Raw genomic sequence first — 15102 nt, 5'->3', positions numbered from 1 at the left:
AGTGCAAAATGGAAGAAAGACATAAGTCTGACAACAAGGAAAAGAGGAAACGCCTATGGGAATTGGAGTAAAAGTTAAAGTATGGGGAGATTATGCACTTTTTTCAAGACCAGAGTTAAAAGTAGAAAGATATTCTTACGACGTGATGACACCTTCCGCAGCGCGAGGCATCCTGGAGGCCATCTATTGGCATCCGGGCCTGAGATGGAAAATTGATCGAATCTATGTGAATAAGCCGATTCGTTTTACCAGCGTTCGAAGAAATGAAGTAAAAAGTAAGGCATTGGCAAGCAAGGTTTTTGAAGTATATAATGGAGCAGAAAAACCATTGTATATCAGTACAAAACAGGACATTGTACAGAGAGCTTCTGTGATATTGACAGATGTAGAGTACGTGATAGAAGCTCATTTTGAGATGACGGACAAGGCCAATGAAACGGATAATCCAGGCAAATTTAAAGACATTATGCTTCGAAGGCTCAAGAGAGGGGAATGTTATCACATGCCCTATTTTGGTTGCCGAGAATTTCCGGCGCATTTTGCGTTATGCGGAGAAGAGAAGATTCACACTGCGTATGAGAATGTAGAGGAAAAAGATATGGGACTGATGCTTTTCGGCATGGATTATTCCGATCCAGAGAACATTGAACCAATGTTTTTTCGAGCGGTTATGCGAAAGGGTGTCATTGATTTACGGAATTGTGAGGTGATACGATGATTCTTCAAGCATTGGTCAAGTATTACGAAGACCTGGAAAAACAAGGAAAGATTTCAAGGCGAGGATGGTGCACAGAAAAAATTTCTTATGGGATTCAATTGTCATGCGATGGAAAAATTCAGGCTATTTTAAGTTTGAAAAGAGAAGTGCAGGCAGGAAAAAAAACAATATTAAGTCCGCAGCCGTTATTTGTGCCGACGATGGTAACACGATCATCAGGTGTAGCTGCTAACTTTCTATGCGACAATTCCAAATACATGTTAGGGATCGACAAAGATGGAACAAGCAAAAGAATGCAGGAATGTTTTCAGGCGACGAAAGAAAAACATCTGCAGATATTACAGAATAGTCAGGGAGAAACTGCAAATGCAATTTGTGCATTCTTTGAAAGCTGGAAACCAGAGCAGGCCAAGGAAAATCCAGTAGTTGCCGAAACATGGGAGGAGCTGACAGAAGGAGGCAATCTGATTTTCTGGGTAAATGGGAAATATGCGCAGGAGGATGAGGAAGTTCAGAAAGCATGGGAAAAGACACAGGATCAGAAACAGGGAGAAGCAACCGGAATTTGTCTTGTGACAGGAAATTTGGATGAAATTTCCAGAATTCATAAAAATATTAAAGGTATTCCAGGTGCACAGAGCAGTGGAGCTTCGTTGATTTCATTTAATGAAAAAGCGTTTGAATCCTATGGAAAAACACAAAGTTACAATGCACCTGTTGGAAAATATGCAGAATTTGCTTATACTACATCGTTGAATTATCTTTTGACGCAAAAAAAGTATAAATTCTCATTAGGTGAGTCCATGGTTGTTTATTGGGCGGAAGGAGCTAAAACAGAATATCAGGATTTCTTTTCTACATTTCTGAATCCAACGAAGGATAATGAGGATATCGTGCATGACATATTGGAAAAGCTTACAGAAGGGCAATATATAGACGTAAAAGATATAAAAATCAATAAGGATCAGAAATTTTATGTTTTGTGTCTGTCACCAAATGCAGCAAGATTGTCCGTGAGATTTTTCTATGAAAATTCATTTGGAAATATGTTGGAAAATCTGGAAAAACATTACCAGCGGCTTAATATTCCCAAACTGAAAAAGGATGAAATAGATTATCTTGGGGTCGATGATTTGCTACAAGAGACAATCAATCAAAGAACCAAAAACAAAAAGGCTATTGCCCATATGGCAGCAATGGTGCTGGAGGCAATTCTTTCGGATAACAGATATCCGGCAAGCTTGTATATTGATACATTGATAAGAATACGTTCCGATCAGGGAGATGTAACCTGGGGAAGAGCAGCGATTATAAAAGCGTATCTTATTAAAAATTACAAATGGGAGGAAGGCGAAGCGTGTATGAATTCAGGAAAAACAAGTAATGATGTTGCTTTTAAATTAGGACAGGCTTTTTCGATCTTGGAGGCAATTCAGATTGGTGCGAATAAGATAAATACGAACAAAGAAATAAAATCTACCATTCGAGATCGTTATTTTAACTCTGCCTGCGTAACGCCAGCGATGGTATTTCCGATTTTGATGAGATTGAAAAACAGTCATATACGAAAATTGGAAAGAGATAAACCAAATTTGGCAAAATATTATGAGGATAGACTGAGAGAAATTTTCGAAGAAGTAGAATATTTTCCAAAAAGATTATCATTGGAAGAACAGGGAAAATTTATTTTGGGCTATTATCATCAGAAACAGAGCAAAAATGAAAAACAGGAGGAAAAATAAATGAGTGATGTAATCAAAAACAGATATGAATTTGTAATACTGTTTGATGTGGAAAATGGCAACCCAAACGGAGATCCAGATGCTGGAAATATGCCGCGTGTTGACCCTGAAAGTGGCTTAGGTCTTGTTACAGATGTGTGCCTGAAAAGAAAGATCAGAAATTATGTTGAAACCGTAAAAGAAGACGAGGATGGCTATAAAATCTATATTAAAAAAGATGTTCCGCTTAACCGAGGTGATCGGGAAGCATGCGTATCGGTGGGGGTCAATGAAACAGAAGACAAAAAAGTGACAGAAGAACTGAAAAAATTGAAAAGAAATGATCCGGATGCAGATGTAAAATTAAGAAATTATATGTGTGATCACTTTTTCGATATCCGAACCTTTGGTGCGGTCATGACGACCTTTGTGAAAGCATCACTGAACTGTGGTCAGGTAAGAGGCCCGGTGCAGATTGGATTTGCACGCAGTATTGATCCGATTATCAGTCAGGAAGTTACAATTACCAGAGTTGCCATCACAACGGAAAAGGATGCAGAAGATAAAAACACAGAGATAGGGCGTAAAAGTATTGTACCTTATGCATTATACCGTGCGGAAGGATTCATCTCAGCAAACCTTGCCCGTAAAGTAACGGGATTTACAGAAGAAGATCTTGATTTGCTGTGGGAAGCAATTATCAATATGTTTGAGCATGACCATTCTGCAGCGAGAGGCAAAATGGCGGTTCGTGAACTGATTGTATTCAAGCATAGTAAAGAACTTGGTGACTGCCCTGCATATAAGTTATTTGACGCGGTAGAAGTAAAAAGAAAGGAAGATGTAGAATATCCAAGAAAATATCAGGACTATACAGTTACTTTGCACAAAGAAGACATTCCTGAGTCAATTCAGGTGAAAAGGATGGTCTGATGGAATATACAGAAGATGAGTATCTGATGATATCCGGAATTCAGCATTTCAAATTCTGCCGAAGACAATGGGCATTGATTCATGTGGAGCAGCAGTGGGCTGAAAACGTACATACCGTCACGGGTGAACTAATGCATAAAAAGGCACACGATCCTTATTTGACAGAAAAACGGAAAGATACGATTATTGTTCGTGCGCTGCCGGTTTCTTCGAGAGAACTTGGAATCAGCGGGGAGTGTGATGTAGTTGAATTCCAGAAGTGTGAAGATGGAATTCAACTGCATGGACATAGAGGATTGTATTCTGTGTTTCCTGTGGAATACAAGAAAGGCAAACCTAAGCTTACGGAAGAAGACAAGCTTCAGGTGGTGGCACAGGCGTTATGTCTGGAGGAAATGTTTTCGACCAGAGTGGCGCAGGGAGCAATTTTCTATGGCGAAACAAGAAGACGGGAGCAGATAGAAATTACAGAAGAATTGCGGGAAGAAGTAATTCATATGTTGGCGGAAATGCATCAATATTATGCACGAAAGTATACACCAAAAGTGAAACCGAGCAAAGCATGTAATGCATGTTCACTAAAGGACATCTGCCTTCCGAAACTGAATAAGACGGTTTCAGTGAAAACCTATATCGAACAGAGACTGGAGGAAGAGGAATGAAAAAGCTATTAAATACGTTGTATGTTACTTCTGAGAACAGTTATCTGGGACTTGACGGGGAAAATATTGTTATCTATGAGGATGATAAAGAACTCGGAAGATTGCCGCTGCATAATTTGGAGAGTATTGTATCCTTTGGTTATCGTGGAGTAAGTCCGGCGTTAATGGGAGCTTGCTCGGATCGAAATATAGCATTGTGTTTTCTGACACCACAAGGAAAGTTTCTGGCTAGAGTAACGGGAAAAACAAAAGGAAATATTGTTCTGCGGGAACAGCAATACAATAGCTGCATGGATTCGAAAATCAGTCTTGAAATTGCGAAAAATTGTATTCTGGGAAAAGTATACAATGCAAGATGGGTACTGGAACGAGCGGTGCGAGACCACGGAATGCAGATTGATGCGGAGCGGGTCAAAACGGCGTCTATGAATCTGAAAAATTCTTTGAAGCTGATTCAAAATTGTGAGTCAAAAGAGCAGTTAAGAGGATTTGAGGGTGAAGCAGCAAGTGTTTATTTTGGCGTGTTTGACGAATTGATTTTGCAGCAGAAGAAAGATTTCAAGTTTGAAGGGCGGAACAAAAGACCGCCTATGGATAACATGAATGCAATGCTGTCATTTGTGTATACGCTTCTGACGAATAATATTGCAGCGGCGTTGGAAGGGGTCGGTCTGGATCCTTACATGGGCTATCTGCATACCGAAAGACCGGGCAGAGCTTCGCTGGCACTGGATATGATTGAAGAACTTAGAGCTGTTATGGCGGATCGCTTTGTGCTGTCACTTGTTAATAAGAAAATCGTCAATGGAAAGAATTTTACCAGAAAAGAAAATGGCGCAGTTTTGATGGACGATGAACTTCGAAAGAAACTGCTGACAGAGTGGCAGAATAAGAAAAAAGAAACAATTATGCATCCCTATCTAAACGAAAAAGTGGAATGGGGAATGGTTCCTCATGTGCAGGCGATGCTGCTCGCAAGATATCTGCGAGGGGATCTGGACAGCTATCCTGTATTTTTGTGGAAGTGAGGTGGGAGGATGCTGGTATTGATCACATATGATGTCAATACGGAAACTGATGCGGGGAAAAAACGTTTACGTAAAGTCGCCAAACAATGTACCAACTACGGAAGACGGGTGCAAAATTCTGTATTCGAATGTATATTGGATAATGCACAGTGTATTGTATTAAAATCTATTTTAGCAGACATTATCGATGAAGAAAAAGACAGTCTTCGGTTTTATTATCTGGGAAACAATTATAAAACTAAAGTTGAACATATCGGTGTAGAACGTGGTACAGCTATAGATCAGGTGTTGATTTTTTAGGTGCGAATCGGTAGTACACAGAAAAAGCCCGGGAGATTCGCACCTGAAAAAGTGCACAAAAGGTGCTGGAATTGAGAAGATGGGGAAGAAAAGAATGGAAAGGGAAGGAGGAGAAAGATGAAGCGTTGTGAGAAATGGTTAAAAACATAGGGTGAATTTTAGATAAAATTGAAGTCGCTCCCCTCGCGGGAGCGTGGATTGAAATAGCTTCTTGGCTATCTGGTTCAGATTGTTCCCTTGTCGCTCCCCTCGCGGGAGCGTGGATTGAAATGGCAACGAAAAGACGGAAAATGCGACCGAATGGGTCGCTCCCCTCGCGGGAGCGTGGATTGAAATCACAAGGGACATAATTATATATTGATTTATTATGCGTCGCTCCCCTCGCGGGAGCGTGGATTGAAATGCACTATGGAGGTCAGAACTGACGCTTGCAGAATGTCGCTCCCCTCGCGGGAGCGTGGATTGAAATAAAGTAGTAGAAACCAAAAATCCGACAGGATATACGTCGCTCCCCTCGCGGGAGCGTGGATTGAAATCTGTTTACAAGATGCAAGGCGGCCAGTGGGTAACGTGTCGCTCCCCTCGCGGGAGCGTGGATTGAAATCTTATGCTCGCACCCCTACGGGGCAAGGGGTTGACGTCGCTCCCCTCGCGGGAGCGTGGATTGAAATAACTGCCCGCTTTTGCTATGCGAAATAAGCTTCTAGTCGCTCCCCTCGCGGGAGCGTGGATTGAAATGCGCTGCAATATAGCACGCTTCTGCGCCTGCATCGTCGCTCCCCTCGCGGGAGCGTGGATTGAAATTTCTGCGTTCCGCGGATCGCGGCTGAGTATTGCGTCGCTCCCCTCGCGGGAGCGTGGATTGAAATTGGATAACAAGTTTAAGGTTGGCGCCGCAAAGGAGTCGCTCCCCTCGCGGGAGCGTGGATTGAAATAAAGATGCGGCCGGAATGCTGCGTAAGGTTCCGAACGTCGCTCCCCTCGCGGGAGCGTGGATTGAAATCACATGATCGAGAGAACCGAAAAAGGGATCTACAGTCGCTCCCCTCGCGGGAGCGTGGATTGAAATACGAAGAAAGAATTTGAAAAAGTCCGAAAAATCCGTCGCTCCCCTCGCGGGAGCGTGGATTGAAATCCGTGTGCTATAATGTGTATGTTGATAAGTGGATGTCGCTCCCCTCGCGGGAGCGTGGATTGAAATTTCCAGGCTGTCAACCTTTGTTGTTACATCTTCGTCGCTCCCCTCGCGGGAGCGTGGATTGAAATACGGGTACGGTCAAAAGCGTAACGTCCGAGGGGCCGTCGCTCCCCTCGCGGGAGCGTGGATTGAAATTCCGAGTATTAAGGAGGGCGAGCAGATGGCAAAACGTCGCTCCCCTCGCGGGAGCGTGGATTGAAATTTACAAACCTCGCGAAACCGACCGACGCGGTCGCAGTCGCTCCCCTCGCGGGAGCGTGGATTGAAATTTTTTTTCCGCACGTCAGTCTCAGCTCTGGCATGTCGCTCCCCTCGCGGGAGCGTGGATTGAAATACCTACAACAACGAGAACGTGCCGGAAACGATGGAGGTCGCTCCCCTCGCGGGAGCGTGGATTGAAATCTTGATCTTGTCCTAAAAAGGCAAGGAGATCGTCTGTCGCTCCCCTCGCGGGAGCGTGGATTGAAATGGCAGCAAAAAGACGGAAAATGCGACCGAATGGTGTCGCTCCCCTCGCGGGAGCGTGGATTGAAATTTATCTGCAGTCTCTCTTTTATTTCGTGTGGGCTGTATGTCGCTCCCCTCGCGGGAGCGTGGATTGAAATTTCTGACTGCGAGCCAGATGTCTTTTGCGTCTCCAGTCGCTCCCCTCGCGGGAGCGTGGATTGAAATATTGCTATGGTTCTGGTTGAAATGTACTGTAACTTTTGTCGCTCCCCTCGCGGGAGCGTGGATTGAAATAATGGACGCCATCGACCAAATACACCAGCTGGGCAAGTCGCTCCCCTCGCGGGAGCGTGGATTGAAATACTGTGATGATATTACAAATGGAGAACAAACCGTGTCGCTCCCCTCGCGGGAGCGTGGATTGAAATCCTGTGACAAGTTCTGCGTTGCCGTGATTCCTGCCGTCGCTCCCCTCGCGGGAGCGTGGATTGAAATTGATGGAAAATGTAGAAGAAATACAGCAGTGGGGTCGCTCCCCTCGCGGGAGCGTGGATTGAAATAGCGCATGAAGAGCATGTGTATTGCCCGGAATATAGTCGCTCCCCTCGCGGGAGCGTGGATTGAAATAATGTTAAATTTCCAATAAGTTATTACCGATGTACCATGTCGCTCCCCTCGCGGGAGCGTGGATTGAAATTTGTTTTTTCCGGCATCATTCCGACAATAGAGACTGTCGCTCCCCTCGCGGGAGCGTGGATTGAAATCAAAATACAGTAGGTGTCATAAACTCGTTAGGACGGTCGCTCCCTTTAGGGGAACAAAGGTTGAAATACGCCATACGGTAGCACAATATCAGATACGATCGCTGCTATCTTAGCAGAAGAAAGAATGGAAATTTGACGCGAGTCATCGGAAAAGAAAAAGGAAATGGTCACTCACCTCGTGGGAGCATGAGTTAAAATAAGGAGGTGCGCGAGGATACTGCCCTACGATTGCAAAGTGTTCTCTAAGGAGTGAAATGTGTTTGACACGAAAGGCAAACAATGTTAATCTATAACTAGCGTAAGTGATAACTAACCGCTCATGTATTCGCCAAGAACCATGGGCGGCTATTTTTCTATTTATTATTCGATAAGAAAGGAGGAAAATGATGAGAAATCCACTGACAATTTTTGGGATTATACTCGGTTTTCTGTGCCTGGGATTTGGCACCATCGGCATTGTGCTTCCGATCCTGCCGACAGTTCCATTCTATATGGCGACCCTGTTCTGCTTTGCGAAAAGTTCGGAACGGCTGCACAGCTGGTTTATTGGAACTCAGTTATATAAGAAGCATCTCGACAGCTTCGTACAGCATCGGGCGATGACGGTAGGAACGAAATGTAAAATTATCGGGATGGTAACGGTTGTGATGGCGATCGGCTTTTTTGCTATGAAGAATGTGCCGATTGGAAGAATCTGTATTGCTGTGGTATGGATGTGCCATATTTTGTATTTCTTCCTGCGGGTCAAAACCGTAAAAACAGAAGATCATATCCTAGGAGAAACAAAATGAACAAAGTAGAAAAAAAGCGGCAGAAAGAACAGTACGTCGTGGAAGAGATGATCCGCCTGTACTGCCGGAAGAACCATGGAAAAAAGGGGAATGCATCCGGCGGGATGTGTCCGGAATGTCAGAAATTAGCGGACTATGCAAAACAGCGGAGCCAGAAATGTCCCTTCATGGAACAGAAAACATTCTGCGCAAACTGCAAAGTACACTGCTACAAGCCGGAAATGCGGGAAAAGATCCGCGCCGTTATGCGGTTTTCGGGACCGAGGATGCTGCTGTATCATCCGATTTTAGCTATCTGGCATTTGATTTGCAGCATGAGAGAGAAGCGAAAAGCAAAAGCATAAAAGAGAGGTACTTATGATTAAAACAAGACTGGTGGGGCTGCTGTCCCACGCGAAAAAGTATATCGTGTACACGATTCTGTGGCAGTGGGCGGCGCTTCTGTCGCAGGTGATCGCAGTATTTACGATCGCCGATCTGCTGGAATGGGTCGTGTATGGTGCGGTAACGGCAGCGGCTGTGAAACGGACGATTTTTACACTGGCAATTGTTGTTGTGATCCGCTTTTTCTGCGAGCGGATGGGTGCGCGGTCTTCGTATCTTGCGTGTGTGGATGTGAAACGGATTCTGCGTGAAAAAATTTATGAGAAAATGCTGAAACTGGGGGCATCGTACAGCGAGCAGGTGTCTTCCTCAGAGGTCGTACAGGTGTCCACCGAAGGTGTGGAGCAGCTCGAAACATACTTTGGAAAGTATCTGCCGCAGCTGTTTTACAGCCAGCTCGCACCGCTCACGCTGTTCGCCATCCTCTGCCGGGTGAGCATGAAAGCGAGTGTGATCCTTCTGATCTGCGTACCGCTGATCCCGATTTCGATTGTGGTCGTGCAGAAGATTGCGAAGAAGCTGTTGAACAAATATTGGAGTATTTACACAGGGCTCGGCGATTCGTTCCTTGAAAATCTGCAGGGTCTGACGACCTTAAAAATCTATCAGGCCGACCAGCAGAAAGCCGACGAGATGGATGTGGAATCCCAGAACTTCCGCCGGATCACGATGAAAGTTCTGACGATGCAGCTCAACTCAACGAGCGTGATGGACATCGTAGCATACGGCGGCGCGGCGGTTGGCATGGCGGTGGCGGTATCGGAATTTCTGAAAGGAAACCTCACCGTGTCCGGCACGCTCTGCATTGTGCTGCTGGCGAGCGAGTTTTTCCTGCCGCTTCGTCTGCTCGGATCATTCTTCCACATCGCGATGAACGGCATGGCGGCGAGTGACAAGATTTTCAAAATCCTCGATCTGCCGGAGCCGCAGACGGGAGAGCGGACGCTGCCGGACGGACCGCTGGATGTCGTGTTGGAGGATGTACATTTTTCCTATGAAGAGGACCGGGAAATCTTAAAAGGCATTGACCTGACGCTCCCGGCGGGCAGTTTTGTATCACTGGTCGGCGAATCCGGCTGCGGAAAGAGTACGATCGCGGGCATCCTTGCGGCAAAGAACCGCGGATATGCGGGAAGCATCACCCTGGGCGGCGTGCCGCTCTCGGAAGTCAATGAGACGGATCTGATGAAGCACGTTGTTCTAGTCCGCCACAACAGTTACTTATTTAAAGGAACCGTAGAAGAGAACCTGCGCATGGCGAAACCGGATGCGACGAAGGAGGAGATGGAGGCGGTTCTGCAGAAAGTCAATCTGCTGGGATTCTTACAGACACAGAATGGACTGCAGACAGAGCTTCTCGAAAAAGCAGGAAACCTCTCCGGCGGCCAGTGCCAGCGTCTTGTGATTGCGCGGGCGCTGCTTCGGAGCGACAGTGCGGTGTATATCTTTGATGAAGCCGCATCGAATATTGATGTCGAGAGTGAAGAGCTGATCATGAATGTGATTCATGAACTCGCAAAGACGAAAACGGTATTGCTGATTTCCCACCGCCTTGCGAACGTCGTACAGTCAGATCAGATTTATTTCCTGAAAAACGGTACCATCTGCGAGCGTGGAACGCATGCGGAACTGATGGAACAGAACGGCGCATACCGGCATCTGTACGACAGCCAGATGGTACTGGAAAACTATGGAAAGCAGGGGAATGCATGATGAACGAGAAGAAAAATACAGCAAAACGCAGAAGCGCCCTCCGGATTATGGGAAGCCTGATCGGGCTGGTGAAGCCATTGCTTCATATTATGATGGCGGCAATTATTCTTGGAACAATGGGATATTTATGTGCGATCTTCCTGACGATTCTGGCAGGACAGGTCATCGTGCATGGCTTACTGACGGGCGCGGCAGGGACGAGCCTTTCGGTGCAAAACATGTGGCTTGTACATACCCCGGTAAAAACGATACTCACGGTGATGATCGTGAACGCGGTGCTGCGCGGCATTCTGCATTATGCGGAGCAGTACTGCAACCACTTTATTGCTTTTAAACTGCTGGCGATCATCCGCCATAAAGTGTTTGCAGCTTTGCGGAAGCTCTGCCCGGCGAAGCTGGAAGGACGGGACAAAGGAAATCTGATTTCGATTATCACAACCGATATCGAACTTCTGGAAGTATTCTATGCGCATACGATTTCCCCGATTGCGATTGCAGCATTAACTTCTCTGATTATGGTATGCTTCATTGGAAGATACCATGTTCTGGCAGGGCTGCTTGCACTTACGGCGTATCTGACGGTCGGCGTTGTGATCCCGATGTGGAACGGAAAGCGCGGAAGCCAGAAAGGAATGGAGTTCCGGACAGGCTTTGGCGAGCTGAACAGCTTCGTGCTGGATTCCCTGCGTGGCCTCGACGAGACGATTCAGTACGGACAGGGCGAAAAACGGAAAGAGCAGATGTCAGGGCGGTCGAAAGAACTGGCTTCTGTGCAGGAAAACTTAAGCCGCATGGAAGGCTCCCAGCGGTCTGTCACCAACATGGTGATTCTTCTGGCATCGTTCGGCATGCTGGCACTGACGATCTATCTTTACACGAAAGGCGGGATCGGATTTGAGGGAGTCCTGACCTGCACAGTCGCGATGATGGGTTCCTTCGGCCCGGTCGTGGCGCTGTCCAGCCTGTCGAATAACCTGAATCAGACGCTGGCAAGCGGCGAGCGTGTGCTTTCCCTTCTCGAGGAAGCGCCGCTGGTGGAGGAAATTCCGGGAGATGCGGCATCCGGCGGTGACCACGCATTTGCAGGAGCCGAGGCGCAGAATGTAACATTTGCCTACGAAGACGAGACGATTCTGGATCAGTATTCGCTGAAACTGGAACCGGGAAAAATCACCGGCATCCACGGCGCGAGCGGTTCCGGAAAATCGACGATCTTAAAACTTCTGATGCGCTTCTGGGATGTCCAGACGGGGCGCGTTTCCGTGGACGGAGCCGATGTCCGCGAAATCCCGATGAAGCATCTGCGCGATATGGAAAGCTATGTGACGCAGGAGACACATCTGTTCCACGATTCGATTGCGAACAACATCGCTATTGCAAAACCCGGCGCGACGCGGGAAGAAATTATGGAGGCGGCGAAGAAGGCGTCCATACATGATTTCATCATGACACTGCCAAACGGCTACGACACCGAAGTCGGAGAACTCGGCGATACGCTGTCCGGCGGAGAAAAACAGCGGATCGGTATCGCGCGGGCATTCCTGCATGACGCATCCATGATCCTGCTGGACGAGCCGACATCGAATCTTGATTCCTTAAATGAAGGAATTATTCTGAAATCCCTGAAAGAATCGGCAGAAGAGAAAACCATTGTGCTCGTATCGCACAGAGTGTCCACGATGAATGTCGCGGATGTGGTATATGAAATGGAAAATGGCCGGATTTCCTGATTTTACAGCACTTGACAGAGAAAAGACGATGTGCTACACTAACAGTCGTTAAAGAAAAGACAATTAAATATCGATGTGTAAGGTGTCGGACATACGTGTCCGGTGAAAAGGGAAGCAGGTGTGAATCCTGCACGAGCTCGTCACCGTATTTTGCAAGCAGGGGAATGATCCACTGGGAAACCGGGAAGGAGACCGATGCGCTGGAGTCAAATCCTGAAGCAATGAGCCGGGAGACCTGCCTTTCGCAGTACAGGAACGTTACGTTCGTGTCACGAGGAACTGGCAGTACAAAACAGGAAAGCGGACTTTTGCCCCACAGCGGGTGAAATGGTTTTCTTTGTGATGAAAATACTGGAAGCCCCTCGTTGAAAAACGAAAGGGCTTCTTTCTATTTACGCAGGCAACGAGCCAAAGTCCGTGCTTGCACGAGACCTTAGCGACTGCCGCGATAACTTGAGAAACTCGCGGAGCGTGTTTCTCATAGTTTGAAATGTAAAACGTCCCCGATATTGGTTGTTGCAAAGATACCAGCAAATGGGAGGAAAACAAAAATGAAAAAGAAACTTGTAGTCGCTTTAATTTCAGCAGCTATGGTAACATCTATGCTCGGCGCATGCGGAAGCAGCAACACATCCAGCAGCAGCGCAAGCAGCACAGCAACAAGCAGCGTAAGTGCATCTTCCGCATCTGAGGAAGACACCACAGCAGCAAGCAGCAGCGTAAGCGCATCTTCTGCATCTGAAGAGGTATCCGCAGATGCAGACCAGGAGGCAGCAGATAAAGTGGCAGCTCTGATTGACGCAATTTATGTACAGGAAAGAAATGATAACACCGACGAGCAGTGCAAAGAAGCAAAAGAGGCATGGGATGCCCTGACAGACGCACAGAAAGAACTCGTAGAAGGCGAGAACGCAGATCCGGATTACTTCGGAAGAGACACAGGTGATGCATCCAAGGATGATCCGTTAAACGGAGACGAGATCGGCGAGAATGAGCTTCTGGTTGTAAGCTTTGGTACTTCCTTCAACGACAGCCGTGCTGAGGATATCGGAGGCGTTGAGAAAGCTCTGCAGGCTGCATATCCGGACTGGTCCGTAAGACGTGCCTTCACTGCACAGATCATCATCAACCATGTACAGGCCCGCGATGACGAGAAGATCGACAACGTAGATCAGGCACTGGAAAGAGCTGTAAGCAATGGCGTGAAAAAACTGATTATTCAGCCGACTCATCTGATGCACGGCGCAGAGTACGACGAGCTGAAAGAAGCAGTAGATAGCTATAAAGATAAATTTGAGTCCGTAACCATCGCAGAGCCGCTGCTTGGCGAGGTTGGAAGTGACGCTACCGTAATCAACGAGGACAAACAGGCCGTTGCAGAAGCAATCACGGCACAGGCAGTAAAATCTGCAAATTATGACAGTCTGGATGCAGCAGCAGAGGACGGCACTGCTTTCGTATTTATGGGACATGGTACTTCCCACACTGCAAAAGTAACCTACAGCCAGATGCAGACACAGATGGATACTCTTGGATACAAAAACGTATTCATCGGAACCGTTGAGGGCGAGCCGGAAGAGACCGCTTGCGAGAACGTGATCGAGGCAGTAAAAGCAGCCGGATACAAGAAAGTAATTCTTCGTCCGCTGATGGTTGTTGCAGGTGACCACGCAAACAACGATATGGCAGGCGAGGATGAGGATTCCTGGAAGAGCCAGTTTGAGGCATCCGGTGCATTCGATGAGATCGACACTCAGATCGAAGGTCTTGGAAGAATCGATGCTGTTGAGCAGCTGTATGTACAGCACACCAAGGCAGCTATGGACGGCAACGGCGTTCAGGACGATGCTGAATAATTAGGGGTTGTATTCCGAACGTAAAATAGAGTAAAATAAGATCCGGCAGTACAGCTGAAGAGACTCAGTGTGCTGTCGGATTTTAAGTTGAGCGGATGAAAAAGATCCGCTTCAAGGTGATACAAGGAGGAATTTTATTATGAGAAAAAAATTGGCAGTTCTTTTTCTTGGAGCAGCACTGACTGTATCCATGCTCGGCGCATGTGGCGGAAAGGATGCAGCGTCATCTTCTGCATCTGCAGTATCTGCGTCTTCCGCAGCGGACGTATCTTCCGCTTCTGTACAGGATGCATCTAAGACAGAGAGCAGTACATCCACATCAGATGTTTCAGCAGAAAGCGCATCGGCAGCGGAGACTGCAGGAGAAAGCAGCGCATCAGAGCTGGAAGACGGTACGTATACGGCAGACTTCAATACAGACAGCAATATGTTCCATGTCAATGAAGCAAAAGAAGGAAAGGGTGTCCTGACGGTAAAAGACGGAAAAATGACCATCCACGTCAGCCTGGTATCCAAAAACATTGTCAATGTCTTTGTGGGAACAAAAGAAGAAGCACAGGCAGACGGCGCAGAGCTGATCGAGCCGACCACAGATGAGGTAACGTATTCTGACGGAACCACAGATGAAGTGTACGGCTTTGATATCCCGGTAGAAAAACTGGACGAGAATTTCAATGTTGCGATCATTGGTAAAAAAGGAACCTGGTATGACCATGTAGTCAGCGTATCCAATCCGGTACCGCAGGAGTAATCCGGGGAAAAACAAAAAGATATCCACAGAAGGTGAACCATTTTGCACCGTCTGTCCACAGAAATTGTGGACAGAGAGGGGAAAAACGGTTCCCTTTGTGGATATC

General features: G+C 46.8%; 12 protein-coding genes, 1 CRISPR repeat array and 1 riboswitch. All 12 genes read left to right on the top strand.

Annotated features, from left to right (window positions below):
- Positions 1–55: 55 nt before the first annotated feature.
- The 12 genes from cas5c to DWX26_RS02945 all read left to right on the top strand — a co-directional run bounded on the left by cas5c (position 56) and on the right by DWX26_RS02945 (position 14996).
- The gene (cas5c, locus tag DWX26_RS03000; protein ID WP_118600816.1) at positions 56–718 is read left to right on the top strand and encodes a type I-C CRISPR-associated protein Cas5c; all 663 of its coding nucleotides are present in this window, start codon (positions 56–58) and stop codon (positions 716–718) included.
- Entirely contained in the window at positions 715–2460 is a 1746-nt protein-coding gene (cas8c, locus tag DWX26_RS02995) for a type I-C CRISPR-associated protein Cas8c/Csd1 (protein WP_118600813.1), read from the top strand. Before cas5c ends, cas8c begins: the two co-directional genes overlap by 4 nt.
- Positions 2461–3372, top strand: coding sequence for a type I-C CRISPR-associated protein Cas7/Csd2 (gene cas7c / locus DWX26_RS02990; protein ID WP_118600811.1), 912 nt, complete (start codon positions 2461–2463; stop codon positions 3370–3372).
- Positions 3372–4034 carry a CRISPR-associated protein Cas4 gene (gene cas4 / locus DWX26_RS02985; RefSeq protein ID WP_118600809.1) on the top strand — a complete coding sequence of 221 codons (663 nt, stop codon included), beginning with the start codon at positions 3372–3374 and terminating at the stop codon, positions 4032–4034. The genes cas7c and cas4 overlap by 1 nt, the downstream gene beginning before the upstream one ends.
- Positions 4031–5062, top strand: a complete 1032-nt coding sequence (gene cas1c, locus DWX26_RS02980) for a type I-C CRISPR-associated endonuclease Cas1c (protein WP_118600807.1) — start codon at positions 4031–4033, stop codon at positions 5060–5062. Before cas4 ends, cas1c begins: the two co-directional genes overlap by 4 nt.
- A 9-nt stretch (positions 5063–5071) precedes the next feature.
- Positions 5072–5362: a CRISPR-associated endonuclease Cas2 gene (gene cas2, locus DWX26_RS02975; RefSeq protein ID WP_118600805.1), complete on the top strand. Its 291-nt coding sequence runs from the start codon at positions 5072–5074 to the stop codon at positions 5360–5362.
- 173 nt (positions 5363–5535) lie between these two features.
- Positions 5536–7771: direct repeats of the CRISPR family, unit length 32 nt; unit sequence GTCGCTCCCCTCGCGGGAGCGTGGATTGAAAT.
- Between the two features lie 386 nt (positions 7772–8157).
- On the top strand, positions 8158–8562 hold the full coding sequence (locus tag DWX26_RS02970) for a YbaN family protein (protein WP_118600803.1): 405 nt from the start codon (positions 8158–8160) through the stop codon (positions 8560–8562).
- Entirely contained in the window at positions 8559–8906 is a 348-nt protein-coding gene (locus DWX26_RS02965) for a nitrous oxide-stimulated promoter family protein (RefSeq protein ID WP_118600801.1), read from the top strand. The genes DWX26_RS02970 and DWX26_RS02965 overlap by 4 nt, the downstream gene beginning before the upstream one ends.
- A 13-nt stretch (positions 8907–8919) precedes the next feature.
- Positions 8920–10659 carry an ABC transporter ATP-binding protein/permease gene (locus DWX26_RS02960; protein ID WP_118600799.1) on the top strand — a complete coding sequence of 580 codons (1740 nt, stop codon included), beginning with the start codon at positions 8920–8922 and terminating at the stop codon, positions 10657–10659.
- The gene (locus DWX26_RS02955) at positions 10659–12389 is read left to right on the top strand and encodes an amino acid ABC transporter ATP-binding/permease protein (RefSeq protein WP_118600797.1); all 1731 of its coding nucleotides are present in this window, start codon (positions 10659–10661) and stop codon (positions 12387–12389) included. The genes DWX26_RS02960 and DWX26_RS02955 overlap by 1 nt, the downstream gene beginning before the upstream one ends.
- Before the next feature lie 63 nt (positions 12390–12452).
- Positions 12453–12646: riboswitch (cobalamin riboswitch) on the top strand.
- A gap of 294 nt (positions 12647–12940) precedes the next feature.
- On the top strand, positions 12941–14245 hold the full coding sequence (locus DWX26_RS02950; RefSeq protein ID WP_118600795.1) for a sirohydrochlorin cobaltochelatase: 1305 nt from the start codon (positions 12941–12943) through the stop codon (positions 14243–14245).
- Between the two features lie 139 nt (positions 14246–14384).
- Positions 14385–14996 (top strand): hypothetical protein, encoded by a 612-nt coding sequence (locus tag DWX26_RS02945; protein ID WP_118600793.1) that lies wholly within the window; start codon positions 14385–14387, stop codon positions 14994–14996.
- Positions 14997–15102: the final 106 nt, after the last annotated feature.

It is taken from the genome of Blautia sp. AF19-1 (assembly GCF_003479155.1).
GTDB lineage: Bacteria > Bacillota > Clostridia > Lachnospirales > Lachnospiraceae > Fusicatenibacter > Fusicatenibacter saccharivorans.
This window is presented reverse-complemented; position numbering and strand designations above follow the sequence as displayed.